The following is a 23,646-nucleotide window of genomic DNA, read 5'->3' on the forward strand; positions in this document are numbered from 1 at the left end:
TGGAGAGACTCACAAATATAGCAAAAATCACCATTTATACCGCCTATAAATGATGATTTTTGCAAGCTTTTAATCTTTGAATCAAACCGATTCAAATGAACTTAAAATGAGAATATTACCCCAGCTTTGGCATTCAGTCCCTGCATGGGGTATCCGTTCCATTTATAATATTTTGCTGCAGTCATATTATTCACAGAAGCCCAGAACGACCATTGCTTACTGAAATAATATTCAGCCCCTAAATTGACATCTACAATTCCTTTTAATTGCTTAATTCCCGCATCACTTGTAACATCATATGCCCACCTTTCTCCATAGTAGCTAATTCCGGCATTTACATAGAGGTTTTCAACAATATTCACGTTCCCTTCCAGTCCTAATTCAACTTCTGGCTTATGCCATGCTTTCTCCTGACTATCCAGATTCCAGCCGTAATAAGCTCCACGTAACAAAAACTCCATTGTTTGCTTTGGCTTATACAGGAGTTCTCCTTTTACAGTCAACAGTTCACCATCATCATAAACTACATCGAACATATTGGAATAATGTAAAACATTAAGCGGATCAACACCTTCCTCAGGTGTTGTATAAGTTTTATTTACCCAGAAATGTTCATTATTAAAGATACCATATTCAATACCTGCGGAAAAAGAGGTAGATGAACTAAAATTACCTTTAATACCAGCCAATAGATTGAGCCCATAAACTGATGAGCGCACATTTACATCTGCCGAAGCAAAAGCATTCTCATATAGCATTGTGGCATAATCATTCGCATTGACCCGTCCATTTATTCCGCCATAAACTGTAACAATACCTTCCACAACTGTCAGTTCACCCATCACATCAGGCGTTAAATAAAATTCATCGCCTTCGCTATCGATAAGACCAGCCACCAACAAACCAACTTTAAGCCTGGCTCTGTCAAAATTAAAAGCAACAGAAGGATTTACACTTATTAATAACTGCGAACGCTCATCAAAAGTGTACATTGGCCCAATTGAGTCAGGGACACTGGTTTTATAGCTTTCTATTCCACCATTTAAATCCAGTGCCAAATCACCAATTGGCTGATAGAGCTTCCCTCCCAGTTTAACACCAAACTGATTCACACCGGTAAGATTACCAAACGTGTTAATACCAGCATAAGCCTGATACCTCATCTTTCGCTCATCTACCACATTATTACTCAAGCCAACAGTTGCCTGAAATTGAGACAACCGTTGCTCAACATCCGGTATAAACTGATAGCCCGATGCTAACTCTCCATTAGGCAACCAATAAGCATCATCGCCCTTTAGCGTTTGATAGCCGTAATATTCATACATATTATGGTCAAATCGCATATCAACACTAAGCGTTTTATCATCGAAGAAATGTTTGAAATCAGCTATTGCCCAGGTATCATGAAATGGTGCATCAACACTATTATCATCCTCAAGTGTAATACTTCCAAGGGACGTTACATGCCCGGCATTTAACCCCAGCAAATATTTTTCATTCTCGAGAATATTATATCCCAACTCAGCTAAAATAGTAGAATAATTTCCTACACCTCCTTTAAGGTAAGACTTATGCAAATACTCTTTACGAGAGGTATTTATCTTAGCAGCGGCAATGGGGGTTGGCTGGTAATTTGTGGCAACAGAGGTGCTTAATATACGGTAATTAAATTGTGGTTTGGTATAGCTAGAATCAGCCAATACAGGCATAAAGTTGACTTTATAGGCATCAGATACCGTTGGTGTATATTCTTTTACCACCTTAACATCCTGATTAATTTCCTCCTGAGCTAATGCCACGTGACCATTAAGCAGCACCAAACTAAAACAAACTAAAAGTATATGTAAATATTTCATCGTAAGCATTAATTATCCAACATTATTTGCACCTGTATCTGCACTCTCATCTTTTGGGCTCCAACTATTCAGGTAAGCATCCACACGCTGTTCAATATCATCATCACCTTCATAGTTATCTTTTATGCTCTGCAGATATTGCACTGCCTGAAAAGTTTCACCTCGATCGTGGTATATCTCAGCCAATAGTATAAAACTTCTGGCTAACCAATACTGGTGTGAAGTCCCACGATCGATATAGTCAAAAATTTCTTTTTCTGCTGCCTCCTGATTTCCACTATCATACATCAACTGTGCTATCTGGTATTTTGATTCTGCTCCTTCTGCACTTTTGGTATTAACAGCCACTTTATGATAATTCTCTAATGCTTTCTCATTATCCTTTAATTTCAGATAACTGCTGGCCATATTATAATATGCCTCTCGCTTAATTTCGTCGGCAACTTTTGGCGATGCCAACAAATTTTCTGCGGCTCGAATACATTCCTGGGGTTGATCAATCTGCGCCAAACATCGCATCTTACCGATTTTCGCCTCCAGTCGGTTCTCTACAATCTCGGCCTCCAGTTCTAATCGGCTAAAGCTATCATAAGCTTTTCGATAAGCCCCTTGCTGAAACATAAGCTCACCCATTCGAAGTAAAGCTTCTTCTGTAAATAAGCTTCGCTCACGTCCGGCAACATATTCAAATGAGCTAAGAGCATCGGAATAAGCGCCAGTTTTATATTGGCAATCAGCCTTATAAAAATGCGCATTCAATACGAATTTTCCCTCAGGGAAACGTGTCAGGTAGTTTTTAAAATGAGCTATAGCCCTTTCACAATCGCTTTGCATGTAAAAGCGCTCAGCAGAGACAAAAGTCAGGCTATCCTGCTCACGCTCTCCCACCTGTGCAAAAGCACCAAGCGAAGCAGTATACTTCATATAACCATTCAGGTCGTTATTATCCATATATATATTCCGGATGCCCAACAAGGCATCTTCAGCCTCACTGGTTCCCGGATATTCATTAACAACCCGCTTATAGAATGTCAAAGAGTTGTCATTATCATTACTGTTATAGTATACCAGCCCTAACTGCAGCAGTGCTTTTTTAGCGTAACTTCCTTTGGGGTATCTCTCTTTAGTAGACTTGTAATAATAAATCGCCCGCTCATTATTGCTCAATGCCACATAAGAGCGTCCTGCTTCATAAAGGGCATCATCAACATATGGCGATTGCGGATAGCGTCGAACCATATCGTCAAGCACACTAATTTTTCCCTGATAGTCTTTAGTCAGGCCTAAACAAAAAGCCTTTTGAAATAAAGCATAATCTGGCGAACCTTCCGGTATAGTTGATGCTTTATCATACATTGAAATAGCCTGTGCAAACTGACGGTTCACATAGTAACAATCAGCGGTACGATTGTAAGCATCGCCCAGCATTACGCGATCATGACCATCAGTTAAATTATTATATTTTCGGAACCAGTTTTGCGCTTCTGCATATTCCTTTTGCTTATAATACGAATAGGCAATATTGTAGTGCGCAACCGGGAATTCTTTCATGTCATATGACCCTGGCTGATAAATAAATTCTCTGAAATCAACAATCGCTTTGTGGTAATTTCCAAGACGATAATAAGTTTCTCCCCGCCAGTAGTAAGCCCCAATTTTTAATTTTTTATCATACTCAGCATATTTCAGGCTATAATCGAAAAATTCCAGTGCCTCATTAAAGCGAGAATCTGTGAACAGCTCTAGAGCACGGAAATAAGCTACACGCTGCAACGCCTTGTATACATTGCCCGTTTTGTTTTGTATCTTTTCCATTGAAGCCAATGCTTCACGATAATTCTTCGTTGTCAGAAATGCTTTTCCGAGGTATTCGTAGGCTTCGTCAATACGATCACTTTCGGGAAATAACTCAATGAAACGCATAAAGGAATTGATAATTTCATTGAAAGGAGAAAAGGCCAACTCATAATTTAATTTAATGTAGTTAAATAAAGCATCTTCCTGAATACCCTTATCGAAATCATATTTTGAGGCTGCTTCAAAAGCAACTCTTGCCCGTTTTTTATCACCACTCTTTAGGTAACAATCTCCCAGATGGTAATAAGCATTTTGAGCCATTACATCTTCATTGGAAGTCACTTTAGATAAACCATTAATAGCTGCTTCATACTCACCAATAAAATAGTTAGCAAAACCTAAGTGATAAAAATCCTCACGCATTGGCTTATCAGCTAATCGAATCACTTTCTGATAATACACAACTGCCTTCGCATAGTCCTTTTGGGCATAATAAGCATCTGCAATAATGCGGTTCATATCTGCCTGTCGTGCCCTGGTTCCTTCATCAGTTAAAGGTTCAGCATATTTAATAGCACTGTCGTAATCTTCCTGTAGATAATATATCTGTGCCACATAAAAAGGTATCACTTTTTTGAAGCTACGCTCCTCTTCCAGTTTCTTAAACTCATTAAGTGCTGTTTCATAGTTTCCTTTCTGGTACTGTATATGCGCATAATAATACTGCACCGACGAACTATACTCATGTTTCTGCCCCCTAATCTTATTAAATTTTGCCAGGGCAGCATCATACTCTTCTTGCATAAAAAGCGCATAACCCGAAGCAAAGTAATAATCGATTTGTGTCTCTTTGTCTAAAGCTGACGGTTTTACCTTATCGTACCAGCGTGTGGCCTGCCTGTATTTATTTTTATCTTTATAATAATCACCCAGATGCATCTTCGCATAATGCAAGCGATTACTGTAGGGGTATTCAGCAAGGTAGCTTTCCCATAAATACTGCACATCATCATTTTCCAGTTTCTGTGCACAGATTCGCTCCAGATAAGCTGCCTCAGCTATTAAGGTTGCATTATCAGCACCACCTTCTTTGACGAAATTATTAAAATGAACACGTGCCAAACCGTACTTCCCCAGGCGATACATCTCCATCCCATGCTCGTACAGTTTATTTTTAGAATCAAATTTTAGTGATTGTTGTGCATATGTTAGGTGCACAAATGCGACAAAAAGCAACAATGCGATTTTTCTCATCATAAGGATAAGGCCTTTAAAATTATGATTGTACCTATTAAACGTTGCTTTCGTACTTTTAGTCTACTGGAAAGCATTTATGGAGTTTAAAGATAACAAAAGTGCTTCACCAGAAAAGTGAAACACGCAGGTATTTTATAATTAGTGATTGTCTTAATCTGATTTAAGGGTCAATCTAACAGATCGAACTCAATTTCCTCCTGCTTTGATTCAAACAGGCGAGTATCTTCACAGCGTATGGTTCGACCAGGAAACTTCTTGAGCAAGTTATAGTTGTGCGTAGCCATTACAACGGTATTGCCGGATATACAAATCTTTTTAAGCAGTTGCATCAACTCATCTGATGTATCCGGATCCAGGTTACCGGTGGGCTCATCTGCCAGAATTAAATCGGGCGAATTTAATAAAGCTCGTGCAATACCAATGCGCTGCTGCTCTCCACCAGACAGCTGATGTGGCATCTTGTAGCCTTTATGCACCATGTCTACATGCGACAACACATCGCGGATACGCTTATCCATATCCTTCTTGACCTTCCAACCTGTCGCTTTTAAAACGAACATCAGATTATCATATACACTCCTGTCGGATAGCAACTGAAAATCCTGAAAAACAATACCCATTTTTCGGCGCAACAAAGGTACCTGACTATCTTTAATTGTTTTTAAGGGGTAACCGGCCACAAAACCATACCCCTCATTCAGCGCTAATTCCTTGTACATTGTTTTGAGTAAGCTCGATTTTCCACTACCAACTTTTCCAATCAGATACACAAACTCACCTGGCTTAACACTAAAGTTGACATCCTGAAGTATTAAATGCTCCTGCTGTCGAATGCTGACATTTTTAAACTCGATAATATTCCCTTCAGTATTAGTACTTTTAACAGGCTGCTTACTCATATCTACCCAATGATTGCATTAAAATTAATCAATCAAAGAAACAATTTTTTTGCCGGATATAAAACCTTGCCTCCTACTTCAATTCCGCCAATGCTGATTTCACACGCTTAAATGCCTCTACAAGTAAATCATCAGCAGCGGCATAGGAAAAGCGCACACAATTTTCGCTTCCAAAAGCACTACCTGGAACTGAGGCCACATGAGCTTTTTCAAGTAAATACAAACTCATATCCATGGATGAATTAATCGCATGCGCACCATTGCTCTTGCCGAAATAGGCACTGATATCTGGAAATATATAAAATGCACCATCTGGTATGGCCACATTAAAACCAGGAATATCCTTAACGGTGTCAAGCACTAAATCTCTACGACGATTAAATGCCACACGCATGTCTTCTACACATTGTTGATCCCCCACAAAAGCCTGAACAGAAGCGGCCTGTGCAATCGCACACACACCTGAAGTATATTGCCCCTGCAGTTTTGTTACAGCTTTTGCTATTGCAAGTGGAGCTGCAATGTAGCCAATACGCCAACCCGTCATTGCATAACCTTTGGACACCCCATTAATTACAATTGTTTGTTCCTTAAGCGTATCAAATTCCGCAAATCCAACATGCTGACCAACGAAATTAATCTTCTCATAAATCTCATCCGAAATAATCAATACATGCGGATGCTTTTCTAACACTGCAGCTAATTCTTCCATTTCCTCCCGGCTATAAACACTACCTGTTGGATTTGATGGTGAATTGAAAAGTATAGCTTTGGTTTTTGGAGTTATACAAGCCTCGAGTTGCTCTGCTGTTATCTTAAACTTCGTATCAACGCCTGCTTCTACAATTACAGGTGTACCTTCAGCCAGCTTTACCAGCTCTATATAGCTTACCCAGTAAGGTGCAGGAATTATCACTTCGTCGCCATCATTAACAATACACTGCAATACATTTGCCAAACTATGCTTGGCTCCTGCCGAAACAACAATTTGCTCAGGCGCGTATTTCAAACCATTATCTTTGAATAACTTTTCGGCAATAGCTTTTTTTAACTCCGGAAAACCTGCTACAGGAGGATAATGAGACAAATTATCATTAATTGCCTTAATGCCAGCAGCTTTAATATGCTCAGGCGTATTAAAATCAGGTTCACCAAGGGTCAGGTTGATAACATCAACACCACTCTCTTTCAACTCTCTGCTTTTCTGGTTCATCTGAATAGTTTGCGATTCAGACAAGGCATTAATACGGTTTGAAATAACTTCTGTGCTCATTAAAAGACTCTCCTATTCTTGTAGTGACATTATTTATATACAACTCAGCTTAGCAGCAAAACATTTTATATCTTGCGTGCATAATCAAAGCAAAATTAGTTAAAAATTAAAAGCAACCAACAAATACAGGGGTATACATCATTATTTTTTATTGTTTTTTTCTTACACATAAAAACACAAAGAGCACTCTCAACTTCGAATCAAATTTATTAAGACTATTTTTATTGTGAATTATCATTTTGCAATTTAACAAAGGCTGAAAAAACGATTTAAAATTTCACACAATGATCTCATTTGACGAATTTCTAAAACTATCTACCATTGTAATTATAGTAGCCCTGCCAATTCTAATTATTCTCAGGTGGTTTTTAAAGCACAACCTTAAACTTAAAGAATTAGAACTAGCCAACAGCACCTACAAAGAACTCATACCAACACGCCTGCAAGCCTATGAGCGACTTAGCATCTTACTCGAAAGAATCAGCCCGGAAGCGATAGTACTGCGCTCAAATCAACAAGGCTTAACAAGTCTGCAACTGCAAAAGAAACTACTACAATCTATCAGGCAGGAGTTTGAACACAATTTTGCCATGCAGATTTACTTACCAGCAGCCACATGGGAGAAAATCATTAAATCACGTGATGAACTTATCAAACTAATCAATACATCATCAGCCGAAGTGCAGCCCAATGGCCCAGCCATGGAACTCTCAAGGGTTATCCTTGAAAAGGGCGTTAACGAAACAAACTTCTATTTTGACAAGGCCAAAGAAGCGTTAAAAAAAGACATCCAGCTATATTACTTTGACTAGGCATATCTAAAATGAAGAAGATAACAATAATTACAGTTACCTATAACTGCCAACATACTATTAAGGAAACAATCAACAGTGTAAACAAACAAAGTGCAAGAGAAAGCATAGAATACATCATTATAGATGGCCAATCAACTGACAACACCCTCTCAATAATAAAAAGCAATGCTTCCGCGATTGATCACTGGATTAGCGAACCAGACAAGGGCATTTACGATGCCATGAATAAAGGACTGGAGTTAGCTACGGGTGACTGGATAGGCTTTTTACATGCCGATGATATGTTTTACAATGAATTTATCATTGAATCTATTTTACAACAAGTTGAGAACACCCAATACAATGCTATTTACGGTAATCTGAACTACATCCAAGAAGAACCACCATATAAGACAGTGCGACATTGGAAAAGCCAGAATTATTCGCCCAAACTCCTAAAACGCGGCTGGATGCCTCCCCATCCTACTGTTTACATCAAAAGAGACCTGATTAAATCTTTGGGTAAATTCAACACCAACTTTCGCATTTCTGCTGATTACGATTATATGCTTCGCCTTTTCTCAAACGAAGCTACAACAAGTCTTTTTATTGACGAAACATTAGTGAACATGCGACTGGGCGGCGTAAGCAACAACTCAATCAAGAATATTATACGCAAATCAAAAGAAGACTTGAGAGCACTGAAGAACAACAATATTGGCGGCATATATGCCCTTTTCATAAAAAACTTCAGCAAACTTATTCAGTTTGTAACCAAAGACCGCAGTTAGAATTAACCTTTGTCACCATAGTATTCGGCCGAGTAATAACCGTACCCCTTTTCTTTGGCTGAGATATCATTGAGTATTATTCCAAGACCTTCTACTTTTTCATTGATAAGGCTATCAATGGTATGAACCATATGTTCTTTCGAACTATAGTTAGATCTGACTATAAATAAGTTACAGTCCGAATAATCCATCAACAAACGGGCATCAGCCACCAATCCAATAGGAGGCGAATCAATGACTATCACATCAAATTCATTGCGCAGATAACTGTATAACTCCTCTGTTTTATCCCCAACGATAAGTTCACTTGGATTGGGCGGAATTGGACCTGCTGGTATTACACTCACATTCTCATTGTCGGTTGGATATATTATCTCCGGAATAGTCGTTTGCCCAATAAAGTAGTTTGATAAGCCTAATCTATTATGCAGATCATACAAAGCTGTCAATCTGGGTTTACGCATATCAAAGCCCACAATCACCGTTTTTTTACCTGAAATAGCAAACACTGACGCCAGATTTTGTGCACAGAATGTTTTTCCTTCACCCGTATTTGAACTGGTCAAAGTAATGACCTGCACCTTATCTGAGCCAGCCATAAACTTTAGCTTTGTACGCAGTGAACGGAACGACTCACTAATAATAGAGTGAGGATGTGCATCAATCACATTTTCAACACCATTCTTATTATGCATCACCATACCAACAATTGGCACCCCAGGCACAAGGTGATTCAAATCCTCTTTACCTCTCACCTTGGTATTCAAAAACTCTTTTAATCCGATGAACACAGCCGGAATTAAAAGAGCCAACATTAATCCCTTTTTGTAATCGCTATTTTTGTTAGGCGAAACCAAGGCTGTGATAGATGCATTATCAATAATCTCATTATCGGGTGAATTACTGGCTTTTGTAATCTGTGTTTCAGAATGCTTTTGCAGCAAAAATGTGTAAATAGCATCGTTCAACTTATAAGTCCGGTCTATAATGAGATAATCCTTCTCCAAATCAGGCAGTTTTTCCATGTCAGCCAATATAGCCGTCAGCTCATTCTGTATCTTTTCTTCTTCGATACGGAAATTTCGTAATACCTGCTTAATGGCCTTATTCAGCAAATCAACTGTCACCTCCATCCTGCTCTTTTGGGCCGTCAAATATTGATTATTATCACTCACATCATTTTGAAGCAGCTCCATTTCTTTCTGCAACTCAATTAATTGAGATGCCAGCTCATTAACAAGTGAATTATTTTCATTATCGACTGCAGGCAAAAGAAACTGTTCAATATCATCGGACACCATCAAGTTTTCCTGCAGGTATTTATAATAATCAATTCGCATTCTTAGCATCTTAAGCTCGCTCTCTGTTTCATAGTACTTATCTGCCAGTTTCTGCGAAAACTCAGATGGCCCCATAAAACGGTTGGCTTTACGATAAGATGAAAGCCTGTCCTGCACTTTCTCAAGTGTATCTGCAACTGTCTCTAGCTGAGATTCGATAAAAATAATAGACCTGGAAGCCATATCATTTTTCCTATCCAGATTGTGCTCAAGTATAACCTCACACAACTCATCTAAAAAACGCACCAACTTAGCTCTGTTGGCACCTATTGAGGATATAAACAATATACTTGATCCTTCACTGTAAGGTGATACCCCTAATCCACTTCTATATTCGCTGGTTAACTGCTGGTGCGACTTGAAAATGAAATAATAAGAAGCTCCTTGCGGCACATTAATATGCTTGTTGCGGTGCAGTTTAAACGAAAAGGCATTAGTTGTTACCCATTCATTATCATCAACTACTTTATTATAGTTTAATGCACCAATACGTCCTACGAAAGCCTCATTACTGTAATTATGAAGCGCACCAGCCTCGCAACTAACTGTTATCTGAGCCTTTCCTGTTGATGCATAAGCCACTTGAATAGGCACATTCAGCAACTGTGCATGCAAAGAATCAAATTCAACAACAAATGGAGCTGTGCGGTATAATTCAGAGTCTTTAAATCGACCTTTTTGATAGTATGAAACACCGAAATCCAGTCCGTCAATTGCTTTTTTAACAATATTTCGGGAGCGAATAATAAAACTTTGATTTTCAATGCTCCGCATTTCAGGAGATAAGCCAAATCCTTCCATTAACCCACTCGGCGTAACCGTTTTTTGCTCACTGCTTTTCAGTAACAAAGTAGCAGACGCTTTATAGACAGGCACCGTATAACGGTGATAAATAAAAACAGCACCTAAGCACAATGGAAAAGAAATAACGAACAGGTACCAGTTTTTCAACACCAATCGAATCAATCGATTGATATCAAAAAGATTATCACCTCCAACTTTTTTAATCCCTGAATTATTTACTTCTGATGTAGTATTAAGATTATTCATCAACATAAATTTGGCTTGCCAAATATATACATTTTCAGAATTTTAATTACTGTCCATGCCCATACAAGCTAAGATGGACTGCGATACACATATCTGCCTTTCACAAGGTTTTTACTAATGCTTTCCCCATCATAAACCATGCACCCTTTAGAAAAAACAAAATCAACACGCCCTTTTAGCGGAAGCTGCTGTGCGCCATCCCCCTCATAACCTGGCAAATGACAGTACAAATTACGTTTATAGTCAGGATTCCATATCACTACATCTGCGTCACTTCCGACTCTGATTACACCTTTTTTGGGATAAAGCCCCATAAACAAAGCGGGACGATAAGCAATGACACCAACAAATTCCTCAAAAGATATTTTACCCGGCACTACCCCACAAGTATAGAGCACCGATAGCAAATTCTTAAGCAGTATATACTCATCGGGCCTGTTAGCCACCTGGCTCTCCTTTATCGTTCCTTTACCAGACAATTTTATCATGGGACGTGCAATAAAAAAATTGGATTTTTTCAAGCATGGCCAAACTTCTTCTGGCGACAATAGATTTAAACCATTTATTAGTGGGAATCCCGAAAAAATTGAACTATCGCCAATTAATAGCCTATCCGAATCCGCAATATGAAACGGAAACATCAACTCAGCATAAATCAGATCTTCCTTGGCATATCCTCTAATTATTTCAAGTTCTTCTTTAAAGCATATATTCATTAAACACACAATACAATTCAGCTCCATGGCGAATTCAATCAATTCTTTTATGTGCCCCAAATGTCTTTGAATCGTGTCTGAATCCACTTCTGCAATACCAGTTCCGTCATTAAACTCACCTGGCTTAAGCACATCAACTAAAACAGGCGTAGAATCGCGGGCAGCAACAGCGAGCAGCTCCTTGATAGCTGACAGTTCATTGTTATCAACAGGCCACCTCAAATAAAACGATGCAATGCCTTCGTGTGCATAACAAAAGTCTACATCAATACCCTTAAACAGCTTCCATTTATTAATTGACAAATGAAATCCGTAATCTGCATTAATTCCGTAATCTATTTGCTTTTTTCGCTTGAGTTCAGCTTTATATGAATGTGAAACAGTTGGAAGCACAGGTTCGAGCACCGTAGTGGTACCACCGATTATTTGTGCCTGATTGAATCGGTTAAGCGCCATTTCATCCTGCTGAACCAACTCTTCAAATACAATATTTGTATCAATGGCGCCAGGCAACACAAACTTTCCTTCCGCATTAATAACTGGTGTTTCAGGTTCAGGCCTGTCAATTTTATCAAGTATTTCTAAAATTTTATCATTTCCAATTAACACATCCTTTCGGAGTGCAACTCCATCAACCACAACCTTTCCATTTTTAATAAGAACATAATCCATGCTGGTGGTTTTTTGTTTAAATATATCAAATAAGCGAAGTAATAACAAGGTTATAAACTTCAGGTAAGTAAGAGAAAGCAACATTACCACAAGCACATTGTAAAATCTTATATACTTTTGCGAAAAAAATTATTCAATGTGGTTTTACCTGGCGCTTCTCTCTGCTCTTTTCCTTGGAATTTATGATATCTTCAAGAAGGTTTCCTTAAACAAAAATGCGGTTCTACCTGTATTGATGATAAGCATTGCGAGTGCAGCACTTATATTTCTGCCAGTTATAGTACTTTCAGCATTCGGCATCATACCCAATAACAACCTTCTGTTTATACCTGAAATAACTGCAAGCGAACATCTGCAGGTTTTCCTTAAAGCCATCATCGTATTAACATCCTGGATTTTTTCTTTCTTTGCCTTAAAACATCTTCCAATAACCATAGTAGCACCCATCAGAGCAACCGGTCCTTTCTGGACATTATTAGGTGCTATCCTGATATTTTCAGAACAACTAAATACATTCCAATGGATTGGTATAGCTATAACTCTTCTTTTTTTCTACCTGTTTACCACAGTTGGAAAACTCGAAGGCATCCACATCAAACGCAACAAATGGTTTTGGTTCATCATTTTAGCAACACTTAGCGGAGCAATCAGTGGTCTTTATGACAAACATTTATTACAAAACATTAACAGACTTGCTGTGCAAAGTTGGTTCTCTATTTACCAAACACTTATCATGCTTCCCATTATAATGTTTTTATGGTACCCCAAACGAAAGCGAAGCACCCCTTTTGTTTTTAGATGGACAATACCTTTGATTGGCATTTGCCTGGTATCAGCTGATTATATATATTTTAAAGCCTTAAGCAATCCTGAGGCCCTTATATCTGTCATTTCTGCCATAAGAAGAGGCGGTGTAATTATTGCATTTAGTATTGGTGCCATCCTGTTTAAAGAGCAGAACATTCAGCGAAAAACCATCTACCTATTGGGTATTATTCTGGGTATCGGCCTGCTAATTTTTGGCTCTGCACATTAACCTCTGTACGATAACGTACATCAACAATTACAAAATCGTACAGATTTGGATATAAGCTGAATATTGCCAAAAATACATAGACCCCTGATTATATGATAGTTGCAAAACATGGCATATCAATTGTTAAATGAACATCCAGATTGTAACGACAACTACTTGTAATGCAAAAACGCAAATACAAACAAACCTAACTTTTTTGCCCTTGGATAATGAAGATTCCAGACACTCACAAAGAAAATGGCGATTTCTTTACTACACTATAATAATGGGTTTATGCTCATTAGTATCTTCATTAAAAATCCAGGCGATCGTCTGAAGAATATTCACCGACACGGTTTCTAGTGTTTTGGCGATAAAGGTGCAATTTCTCTTCAGGCACAGAGGCTGTAACCCGACCCAAAGAGTTCAGCCTCTTTTTTTATTTCCTCCCGCATAGTACTATTAGATTGTGAATAAACCTGTTAATAACAATTTACTCCACACCTTGTTGATGCTGATAAAATTGATATTTTTGTATCATTAAAACACTATTATATGCAGGATTTCTTGCACGCAAGTCACGACGATGTATTGCAGGCGATTGAACGATTTGAGAAAATGATTAGTGCGGAGAAAGTTGAGTATTTTGACGTGCATCAGATAGAAAACATCTACGATTTTTATTACGAAAAAAACTTAATTGAACAGGCACAACAGATCCTAAACATTGGCCTCTCGCAACACCCCGACTCCCCTGCCTTAATGGTCAAAAAAGCCATCTTCATCGCTGAACATGGCAATATTGATGAGGCTTATAAACTTCTGAAAGAATTAGCTCCACTCGACGCTTCAAATCCTGATGTATACATGACGTTGGGATGGATTATGCTTCAAAAAAGTATCTCTCTCGAAGCTGTTAGCTATTTTAGGAAAGCCGTAGAAATTGCTTTTGAAGATAAAGAAGATATTCTACTGGAAATAAGCTATAACCTCAATCAGCACGAACTCTATCTGGAATCGATTAAATTTCTGGAACAATTACTGGAAATTAATCATGATAACGAAAATGCTCTGTTCGAATATGCGTTTTCACTAGATAAAATTCTGGAGTACGATAAAAGCATTGAAGCCTACCAACAATTACTGGAAACCAATCCGTTTTCAGATAATGGCTGGTACAACCTGGCAATCATTTATAATAAGACCGGTAAGCACGAGGAGGCTTGTCAGGCCTATGAATACACTATCACCATCAATCCTCAGCACGAAGAAGCCTATTTCAACATGGGCAACAGCCTGGTTCAATCTGGTCTTTTCAAAGAAGCAATTGATGCGTATAGTGAACACATTACAATTGGTGACGACCTGATACTAACTTACCAATACATGGCAGATTGCTGGGAGCAACTTGGCAACTACGACTTAGCCATCAGGCTATACCAATTGGTGATTAAGCTGGCTCCTAAACAATCAGATGCATGGTATGGATTAGGAACTACACTGATGGAAAATGAGGATTTCTCTGGTGGCTTACAGGCAATCGATCAGGCCATATCTATCAATCCGTTAAATGCCGATTACTGGTTTGCCCACGCGCGCGGGTTGTTCGAATTAGACAAGGTAGAAGATGCAGCACGCAGCCTGGAAAATGGCCTTAACCTTGATCCGCATGAGTTAGCTGGTTGGCTTGAGCTAATTAAACTAAAAATTGTATTAATCGAACATTTTGACATTAAGGCTTACATCAGTAGCCTGCATGAACAATATGAAGATACAGCATCCATACACTATTTGAGTGCTGTGGCACACTTCCGATATTTAAACAATAAAAAAGAAGCCCTGTCTGCATTATCAAAGGCCCTTAGTATTGACTCCGGTGGAATAAAGGATATTGAAAATGACTACCCTGAATTTATTGCAGACAAAACAGTTCAACAAATTATCAACAATTACTGTAACGAATAAGGTAAATGAATAATTCACTCTTTTCATTAATACAAACAGCCCTAAAAGGAGTTGCAATGGGTGCTGCCAACGTCATACCAGGTGTATCCGGTGGTACCATCGCTTTAATAACCGGCATTTTCGAACGCTTGATTAATGCCATTAAGTCTTTTAACGGCAAAGCCATCCAGCTACTTGTTAAAGGTGAAATCAAAGCCTTGATAAAGCATATTGATTTATACTTCTTATTGGCCCTGTTCACAGGTATTGGAGTGGCCATTATTAGCTTAGCACGCCTGTTTGAATACCTTTTCATCAACTACCCAATATACATTTGGGCGTATTTCTTCGGTTTGGTAATGGCTTCCATCTATTTTGTGGGTAAAACAGTGAAGAGTTGGACAACTTCTGCTATTATCAGTCTTATAGTAGGAACAGCTATTGCAGTGTCTATTTCCGTTTTAACACCAGCCAGTCAAAACGATTCATTTTTATACCTCATTCTGTGCGGCGTTGTGGCTATTTGCAGTATGATACTACCCGGATTGTCAGGCTCATTTGTGCTTATTCTAATGGGCAATTACCAATTGGTAATGATTGATGCAGTTAATAATATGGCCATAGGAGTTTTGTTACCTGTTGTGTTGGGTGCGGGAGTTGGATTAATCGCCTTTTCACACTTCCTATCGTGGCTGCTGAAGAAGTACCATAACCAAACCATCGCTCTGCTGACAGGCTTTATTGCCGGTTCACTAGGTATTCTATGGCCGTGGAAACATGAAATAACCCAGCAATTTGGCGATAAGGTTAAAACGGTTGACTTCAATTATTATCTACCAGAACTTAATACCGAATTTTATTTTGCTGTACTTTTTATTATTTTAGGTTTGGCCAGCATTATTATTACAGAACTATTAGCAACAAAGAAACAAAAGTAGATATGAGAACATTTGGTTTAATAGGTTTTCCTTTAGCACAATCATTCTCCCAAAAATATTTCACACAGAAATTTGAAAATGAAAATATTGATGCCAGGTACCTAAACTTTGAAATAGAAAACATTGATGAGTTACCGGCCCTATTGAACCAACACGCCTACATAGCTGGTTTTAGCGTTACAATACCACACAAAGAAAAGGTATTAAAATACCTCGACGAGATGGATGAAACTGCTCTAAATGCAGGCGCCTGCAATGCCATTAAAGTTACCTGGGAAAATAAAAAACCAAAACTAACTGGCTACAACACTGATTTAATTGGTTTCTCAGAATCAATAAAGCCACTATTACAGAAGCACCACCAGAAAGCATTAATACTTGGAACAGGAGGTGCTGCTAAAGCCATTGCCCATGCTTTCCGCCTGATGAATATCGATTACAAATATGTTTCACGGACTAAAGGTTCGGATAGCTTATGTTATTCAGACATCACTTCTGAAATCATGAAAGACTACACGGTACTGGTTAATTGCACACCTTTAGGCATGTTCCCTAATGTCAACACCTGTCCGGATATACCATACAATCTGGTTACGGACAAACATTTGCTGTATGACCTGACATACAACCCATCTACAACCTTATTTATGCAAAAAGGCATAGAGCAAGGTGCAATTACTAAGAACGGTTTAGACATGCTACACCTTCAAGCCGAAGCCGCCTGGAAAATATGGAATTCTTAAACACAATCTAACTAAAAGGAGGCTGACGCTTAACTTTTGATTGAAACACCTCTTGAGGGTATTCTATATCAACCAGAAACAATGCCTGGGGTGGAACAGAAGTGCCCGCCTTGCCCCTATCCATACTTTCAATCACTTCTCTGAATTGTTGCAGCGTTAGCTTACCGCGCCCTACTTCCAACAAGGTTCCAACAACAGCTCGAACCATATTTCTAAGGAAGCGATCTGCCTTAATAACAAGAACAGCACCTTGTGCCTGTTGCTCCCAAGCAGCATGCAATATTTTACAATTATTGGTTTTTGTATCTGTATGCAGTTTACTGAAACTGGTAAAATCTGTATAGTCAAAAAGCAACTTTGCAGCATTATTCATCAGTTCTATATCAACCTTAAACAAAGGCCGGTAGCTAAATTCCGACAAGAAAGGATTCTTCTCAGTTTGAAGATAGTAATGATAGGTTCTGGAGCTGGCATGAAATCGGCTATGCGCATCGCTATCTACTTTCAATATAGAATAAACGACGATATCCTTTCCCACTATCCTGTTTAATTTAAACACCAACTGTTCCGGGTCTTCAATTACTCCAACACAATCAAAATGCGCCACAAAATACGAGGCATGCACGCCTGTATCCGTGCGCCCGCAACCAACAACATTAATATCTTGACGTAGTGCTTTATTTAGGCCATCATTCATCACCTCTTGCACCGAAATGGCGTTAGGCTGTATTTGCCAGCCATGAAAACGACTTCCATTATAGGCCATTTCGATAAAATACCTGTGCATAGTTCCAATTGTAAAAATTCAAGCGCAAACTTAAAAAATTATCCCCTCACTTACCACATTCTTCAAGGTTGACATCATATAAGCAAATGGCTAACTTTAATAAATAGCAGCATTTTTTTTACTTAAAACCAATAAACTTTACACAATGGAAACAATCAACGCAAAGACTGTAAGTCCCGAAATTACACCAATCAAAAAGGTTCTTGACACGTTATTAATAGCCCAGGAAGAAGGTAATCTTGAGCAATTTTCGAGATGTTTCGCTCAAGATGAAAACACCTTAAACATTGGTACTGATTTAGATGAAATTTGGTATGGCTGGCATGCTTTTTACGAATGGATGACCCAGGCAATAAAAACAAAACCAGACTATACTATAGCAGCCAAAGATACACGCATTCAACTGAGCCAATGCAAAGAGGTTGCCTGGTATTCGCAACTACTTGACACCTGCTTTGAAACCAAGGGAGAACCATTCAGGCTGGAAGGATTCAGGCACACCGGAGTACTGGAGAAAAGAGATGGCAATTGGCTGATCGTTCAAAGCCACATATCTGTACCTGACAACACTTTACCACCAACTGAATAAAAGTCAGCAATGTTTGTTTCAGTCATAACAGCCACGCTAATTGTAATATTTACACAAGATTATAACTTGATGAGAGTCCGAATGGTGGAAGAACAAATTATCAGTAGGGGAATCACTGATACAGATGTCATTAAAGCACTTAAAAACGTCCCCAGACATGCGTTTGTTCCATCCGAACTGCAGCAATTTGCCTACGAAGACAGGCCGCTGCCCATTGGCTATAACCAAACCATTTCGCAGCCATACATTGTTGCCTACATGACAGAATTACTAAACCTTTCACCGAAGGATAAGGTACTGGAGATTGGCACGGGCTCAGGCTATCAAGCCGCTATACTCGCCGAAGTAGCTAAAGAAGTATATACGATTGAAATTGTTAAACCTCTGGGCACGCAAGCCACACATACTTTAGATTCGCTAGGCTATGAGAATGTGTATTGTAAAATAGGCGATGGCTATCACGGATGGGAAGAACATCAGCCCTACGATGCCATCATGCTGACTGCAGCCCCGGAAAGCATACCTGAACCTCTCATTAACCAACTAAAGGAAGGCGGTTCTATTATTGCTCCTATAAAAACCGGTTTTCACCAGCAACTTATCATCTACCACAAAAAAAATGGAAAATTGAGAAGCAAACAACTGATTGCTGTTCGATTTGTTCCATTTACCCGAGAAGCTAATAAACAAAAATAGAACCCATGCGTTTAGCTTTAAATTGTATAACAATTAATTAACACAAAACTAATGAAACAAACATTTGCAATCCTGACACTTATTCTGCTATCATGTGCTATTACATACAGTCAGCAATCCTTTTACGATTTTAAGGTAAATACCATTGATGGTCAAACATATGATTTATCAGCACTTAAAGGAAAAAAAGTGATGGTTGTTAATGTGGCCAGTAAATGTGGATTAACTCCTCAGTACGAACAACTTCAAAAAGTACATGAATTATATGGCGGAGATGACTTTATGATTATCGGTTTTCCGGCCAATAATTTTTTAAGCCAGGAGCCCGGTTCTGATGATGAAATAAAAACATTCTGCACAGATAATTATGGCGTCACTTTTTTAATGATGAGTAAAATATCTGTGAAAGGCGACGATATACATCCCCTTTATAGATGGCTAACAACAGGAGAATTAAATAACTTTGGAGATAGCAAGGTAAAATGGAATTTCCAGAAGTATTTAATCAATAAACAAGGAGAAATTGAAAAAGTGATTGATCCCAAAACGAAACCTGATGACCAGGAAATTATCGAATGGATTATGAATTAAAAAAGTTACCGGCTTTCAGACAACTACCTTAAATGCAATCTTTCTGTTATTCCGGTAACTTTTACAATATACAAATGGCCGATCCATGAATCGGCCATTTTTAATTTTCGCAATAATGGCTTTAGTTTAAACCACGCTTCTCAAGCAAGGGCTGAAGCGATGGCTCTTGACCTCTGAATTTCAGATACTGTACCATTCCTTCATCATTGCCACATTCCGACAAGCAGTGCTGACGAAACTTCTGAGCCAATTCCTTATTAAATATATCTCCACTCTGCTTAAACGCATCAAAAGCATCTGAATCGAGCACAGCAGCCCAGATGTATACATAGTAACCCGCTGCATAAAAGTCACTACTAAAGATATGACCAAAATAGGTAGAGCGATATCTTGGAATAATCTCATCAATTAAACCAATATTATCCATAGCCTCTTTCTCAAAATCAAGAGTGTTTTCCACAACATCTCCTGCATTCAGACTATGCCATTTAAGGTCAAGCAATGAAGCTGCCAGATATTCAACGGTGGCAAATCCCTGATTAAAATGTCCACTCTTCTGAATTTTTTCAATCAACTCATCAGGAATAACCTCGCCTGTTTCATAGTGACGTGCATAATGTTTTAGCACAGTAGGCTCAGCTGCCCAATTTTCCATAACCTGTGAAGGCAGTTCAACGTAATCCATTGGCACAACACCAGCAGTACGCTTGTATTCTCCATCAGTAAATAAAGCATGTAGACCATGTCCGAACTCATGAAACAAGGTACTCACTTCATCAAACGTTAACAAGGCTGGTGTGTCACCTGTTGGTTTGGTGAAGTTACATACCAGCGATACCAGAGGAGACACCTTCTTACCATCTTTTGTAATAGCATTACGGAAACTGGTTTGCCATGCTCCAGGTCGCTTGCTTTCGCGAGGATGGTAATCAAGATATAATAAACCAATATGTTCGCCATTGGCCTCTTTCACCTCAAAAACTTCGGCTTCGGGATTGTACACTTCTATATTGTTCAGTGGCGTAAATGTAATTCCGTACAGCTGATTAGCCACCCAAAACATCCCCTCACGCACATTCTCAAGCTGAAAATACGGGATTACCTCTGCCTCATCAAGGTCATATTTAGCTTTTCTCAGCTTCTCGGCATAGTACCACCAATCCCATGACTGCAATTCAAAATTACCACCTTCCTGGTTAATGATTGCTTGCATTTCCTTCAACTCCTGTTTAGCTACTTTTAGGGCCGGTCTCCACAAGCCCATCAGAAACTCATCTACGTTTTGAGGCGTTTTTGCCATGTTCACAGCTATCGCATAATCCGCATGCGTTTCATACCCCAAAAGCTTAACGCGCTCGCTACGAATCATCGCCATTTTTCGGGCAATTTCTTTATTATCAAACTCATCATCGTTGTTACCGCGCATAAAATAGCCTCTGTAAATCTTCTCACGCAAAGCTCTGTTTTCGGCATACTGCAAAAATGGAATTAAGCTGGGCTTTTGTAATGTAAACACCCATTTACCTTCCATACCATTGGCTGCAGCTGTTTCAGCAGCACCAGCTATAACACCCTCTGGCAAACCAGCCAAATCTTCAGCATTATCAACAACAAGTTTGAAATTCTTGTTAGTCTCTGCCAACTGATTTTCTTCAAATTTTAATTGAAGACCAGCTAACTCTTCATTATACTTCTTAAGCTTCTCCTGATCCTCTGATGAAAGCAGAGCACCGTTACGCACAAAATCATTATAATACTTTTCAGTCACGCGCTTTTGAGCATCAGTTAATTGTGCTTCGTCCATTTGCTCATAAACAGCTTTAACCCGACCAAAAAGCTCCATATTCATCGAAATATTATCAGAATGCTTGGTTAGCAATGGCGTAATTATACGAGCTATTTCCTGAATTGAGTCGTTATTATCGGTCCCCTGAATATTAAAGAAGACAGCACTTACACGCTCCAAAAGCTCACCTGAACGATCATAGGCTAATATGGTATTTTCAAAACTAGGCGCATCATTATTAGCTACAATCGCCTGGATTTCTTCCTGCTGTTCTGCCATTCCCTTTTCGAAAGCAGGCATGTAATGTTTGACCTCTATCAGGCTAAAAGGCGGTGTTTGAAAAGGTGTGTTGTAGGTTGTAAAAAACGGATTCATACTTTCAGGTGTCTTAGTTTGACATCCACTTACCAGCAGCACGGCCACCAGCAGTCCACTAAAGATTTTAATCATTTCAATAGATTTTATAAAATGTTAAATACTATCTGAATAGCATTATCAATTGCCATTCAAAAGTATAAAAAAAAGACACCCAAAAATTGGATGTCTTTATGTTGTACAACTTATACTATTTACGATTTTAATTGAGCTTCAATCTCCTTTATTTGCCCTTTAAAATCTTTATCAGTTTCAATGAGATTATTGATAGCCTTACAGGCATGCAAGACTGTGGCGTGATCTTTCTTTCCAATCTTTGCGCCAATGGTTGACAATGATGAATTGGTAAGACCTTTGCTAAAAAACATGGCAATCTGTCGTGCCTGTACTATTTCACGCTTCCTCGTCTTTGACTGTAGAATATCAAGTTCCAAACCAAAGTAATCACATACCGTCTGCGAAATTGAGTCGATAGATAATTCCTTGCTCGTTTTCTTAACGAGCTTGTCAATTATTTGCTTTGCCGTCTCAAAGGTTATTTCTTTTTTATTTAGCGTTGCTTGCGCCAAAAGCGAAATTAAAGCACCTTCTAACTCTCGCACATTATTAACTACGTTGCTGGCGATATAGTACACTACTTCTTCCGGCACGGTTAGCCCATCCTTATAAATCTTTTTATTTAAAATGGATACCCGCGTTTCAAAATCCGGAATTTGCAAATCCGCAGATAATCCCCACTTAAATCTTGAAAGTAATCGATCCTCCATACCATGTAGCTCTACAGGAGCTTTATCACACGTGAGAATTAATTGTTTTCCTGACTGATGCAGGTGATTAAAGATATGAAAGAAGGTATTTTGTGTTTTAGTTTTCCCGGCAAACTCCTGTACATCATCGATGATTAATACATCAATCATTTGGTAGAAATTCAGAAAGTCGTTTTGCGAGTTGTTTCGAACTGAATCGGTAAACTGAGTTTGAAACTTATTGGCATTAACATACAATACCGTTTTTTCAGGCATATTGCGCTTTACCTCAATACCAATCGATTGTGCAAGGTGGGTTTTACCCAAACCTGAATTTCCATACAGAAACAAAGGGTTAAACGCTGTTTTACCTGGATTTTTAGCTACTGCTAAACTCGCACTTCTTGCCAAACGGTTACATTCACCCTCTACAAAATTCTCAAAGCTGTAATCGCCATTAAGTTGAGGATCTACATTTAGTCGCTTAATTCCAGGAATTACAAACGGATTTCTGATATCTGGCTTTTCCTGATTAGTAACACTAACAGGTCGATTGCGAAGATCTGCCTTGTTACTAGTCGGGAAATTTAAAGTATAAGGTTGCTGATTGGCCATATGTGCATTGTCCATCACAACATTATACTCCAACTTGGCATTACCACCAAGTTCCTTTCTAAGTGTCTTACTCAATAAGTCAATGTACTGCTCCTCTAGATACTCATAGAAGAAGAGGCTGGGTACCTGAATCGTTAAAACATCCTTATCAATTTTAACGGGTACAATAGGTTCAAACCAGGTCTGGTAACTAATCTGTGGAATGTTGTCTTTAATAACACGCAAACAATTCCCCCAAATTCTTTTGCAATCGACTTCCATTCTTTCTGTTTCCTTAATAGAATTATGTTTGATAACTACTTTAAATGCGAAAACAAAAATTGTGAAAAAAAAAATGAAAAAAAAACGTTAATTCTCTTGACATTTTTATTTC

Annotated in this window: 18 protein-coding genes; 9 read left to right on the plus strand and 9 right to left on the minus strand. The window is 38.6% G+C overall.

Annotated features, from left to right (window positions below):
* Positions 1 to 101 precede the first annotated feature (101 nt).
* The 4 genes from KDU71_RS04910 to KDU71_RS04925 form a co-directional block, all read right to left on the minus strand.
* Positions 102 to 1,859, minus strand: coding sequence for a TonB-dependent receptor (locus KDU71_RS04910; RefSeq protein WP_212188796.1), 1,758 nt, complete (start codon positions 1,857 to 1,859; stop codon positions 102 to 104).
* Positions 1,860 to 1,871: 12 nt separating this feature from the next.
* The gene (locus KDU71_RS04915) at positions 1,872 to 4,913 is read right to left on the minus strand and encodes a tetratricopeptide repeat protein (protein WP_212188797.1); all 3,042 of its coding nucleotides are present in this window, start codon (positions 4,911 to 4,913) and stop codon (positions 1,872 to 1,874) included.
* A gap of 167 nt (positions 4,914 to 5,080) precedes the next feature.
* Complete coding sequence (locus KDU71_RS04920) at positions 5,081 to 5,812, minus strand: cell division ATP-binding protein FtsE (RefSeq protein WP_212188798.1); 732 nt, start codon at positions 5,810 to 5,812, stop codon at positions 5,081 to 5,083.
* Positions 5,813 to 5,885: 73 nt separating this feature from the next.
* A complete protein-coding gene (locus KDU71_RS04925; RefSeq protein ID WP_244828196.1) occupies positions 5,886 to 7,085 on the minus strand; it encodes a pyridoxal phosphate-dependent aminotransferase in 1,200 nt (399 codons plus the stop codon).
* A gap of 284 nt (positions 7,086 to 7,369) precedes the next feature.
* On the opposite strand from KDU71_RS04925, the gene KDU71_RS04930 reads away from it, so the two are divergent.
* Together KDU71_RS04930 and KDU71_RS04935 are read left to right on the plus strand one after the other, a co-directional pair.
* Complete coding sequence (locus KDU71_RS04930) at positions 7,370 to 7,897, plus strand: DUF7935 family protein (RefSeq protein ID WP_212188799.1); 528 nt, start codon at positions 7,370 to 7,372, stop codon at positions 7,895 to 7,897.
* 11 nt (positions 7,898 to 7,908) lie between these two features.
* Positions 7,909 to 8,670, plus strand: coding sequence for a glycosyltransferase family 2 protein (locus tag KDU71_RS04935; protein WP_212188800.1), 762 nt, complete (start codon positions 7,909 to 7,911; stop codon positions 8,668 to 8,670).
* 2 nt (positions 8,671 to 8,672) lie between these two features.
* Here the strand turns inward: KDU71_RS04935 and KDU71_RS04940 are convergent, their stop codons facing one another.
* Together KDU71_RS04940 and KDU71_RS04945 are read right to left on the minus strand one after the other, a co-directional pair.
* Complete coding sequence (locus KDU71_RS04940) at positions 8,673 to 11,060, minus strand: GumC family protein (RefSeq protein ID WP_212188801.1); 2,388 nt, start codon at positions 11,058 to 11,060, stop codon at positions 8,673 to 8,675.
* Positions 11,061 to 11,128: 68 nt separating this feature from the next.
* The gene (locus tag KDU71_RS04945; RefSeq protein WP_212188802.1) at positions 11,129 to 12,448 is read right to left on the minus strand and encodes an amidohydrolase family protein; all 1,320 of its coding nucleotides are present in this window, start codon (positions 12,446 to 12,448) and stop codon (positions 11,129 to 11,131) included.
* Between the two features lie 136 nt (positions 12,449 to 12,584).
* On the opposite strand from KDU71_RS04945, the gene KDU71_RS04950 reads away from it, so the two are divergent.
* From KDU71_RS04950 to KDU71_RS04965, 4 genes are all read left to right on the plus strand, one after another.
* A complete protein-coding gene (locus tag KDU71_RS04950) occupies positions 12,585 to 13,484 on the plus strand; it encodes an EamA family transporter (RefSeq protein ID WP_212188803.1) in 900 nt (299 codons plus the stop codon).
* A 534-nt stretch (positions 13,485 to 14,018) separates the two neighbouring features.
* The gene (locus tag KDU71_RS04955) at positions 14,019 to 15,428 is read left to right on the plus strand and encodes a tetratricopeptide repeat protein (protein WP_212188804.1); all 1,410 of its coding nucleotides are present in this window, start codon (positions 14,019 to 14,021) and stop codon (positions 15,426 to 15,428) included.
* 5 nt (positions 15,429 to 15,433) lie between these two features.
* Positions 15,434 to 16,345 (plus strand): DUF368 domain-containing protein, encoded by a 912-nt coding sequence (locus KDU71_RS04960; RefSeq protein WP_212188805.1) that lies wholly within the window; start codon positions 15,434 to 15,436, stop codon positions 16,343 to 16,345.
* Positions 16,346 to 16,347: 2 nt separating this feature from the next.
* Positions 16,348 to 17,088 (plus strand): shikimate dehydrogenase family protein, encoded by a 741-nt coding sequence (locus KDU71_RS04965; protein WP_212188806.1) that lies wholly within the window; start codon positions 16,348 to 16,350, stop codon positions 17,086 to 17,088.
* A gap of 7 nt (positions 17,089 to 17,095) precedes the next feature.
* Here the strand turns inward: KDU71_RS04965 and truA are convergent, their stop codons facing one another.
* On the minus strand, positions 17,096 to 17,875 hold the full coding sequence (truA, locus tag KDU71_RS04970) for a tRNA pseudouridine(38-40) synthase TruA (RefSeq protein WP_212188807.1): 780 nt from the start codon (positions 17,873 to 17,875) through the stop codon (positions 17,096 to 17,098).
* A 145-nt stretch (positions 17,876 to 18,020) separates the two neighbouring features.
* Between truA and KDU71_RS04975 the strand changes: the two genes are divergently transcribed.
* The 3 genes from KDU71_RS04975 to KDU71_RS04985 all read left to right on the plus strand — a co-directional run bounded on the left by KDU71_RS04975 (position 18,021) and on the right by KDU71_RS04985 (position 19,751).
* Complete coding sequence (locus KDU71_RS04975; RefSeq protein WP_212188808.1) at positions 18,021 to 18,464, plus strand: nuclear transport factor 2 family protein; 444 nt, start codon at positions 18,021 to 18,023, stop codon at positions 18,462 to 18,464.
* 69 nt (positions 18,465 to 18,533) lie between these two features.
* Complete coding sequence (locus KDU71_RS04980; protein ID WP_212188809.1) at positions 18,534 to 19,160, plus strand: protein-L-isoaspartate(D-aspartate) O-methyltransferase; 627 nt, start codon at positions 18,534 to 18,536, stop codon at positions 19,158 to 19,160.
* Positions 19,161 to 19,211: 51 nt separating this feature from the next.
* Complete coding sequence (locus KDU71_RS04985; RefSeq protein WP_212188810.1) at positions 19,212 to 19,751, plus strand: glutathione peroxidase; 540 nt, start codon at positions 19,212 to 19,214, stop codon at positions 19,749 to 19,751.
* Positions 19,752 to 19,872: 121 nt separating this feature from the next.
* Here the strand turns inward: KDU71_RS04985 and KDU71_RS04990 are convergent, their stop codons facing one another.
* Both KDU71_RS04990 and dnaA read right to left on the minus strand, forming a co-directional pair.
* Complete coding sequence (locus KDU71_RS04990; RefSeq protein WP_244828198.1) at positions 19,873 to 21,987, minus strand: M3 family metallopeptidase; 2,115 nt, start codon at positions 21,985 to 21,987, stop codon at positions 19,873 to 19,875.
* Positions 21,988 to 22,106: 119 nt separating this feature from the next.
* Positions 22,107 to 23,534, minus strand: a complete 1,428-nt coding sequence (gene dnaA / locus KDU71_RS04995; protein WP_212188811.1) for a chromosomal replication initiator protein DnaA — start codon at positions 23,532 to 23,534, stop codon at positions 22,107 to 22,109.
* Between the last annotated feature and the right edge of the window lie 112 nt (positions 23,535 to 23,646).

Origin of the sequence: Carboxylicivirga sediminis, from assembly GCF_018156225.1 — a bacterium.
Classification (GTDB): domain Bacteria; phylum Bacteroidota; class Bacteroidia; order Bacteroidales; family Marinilabiliaceae; genus Carboxylicivirga; species Carboxylicivirga sediminis.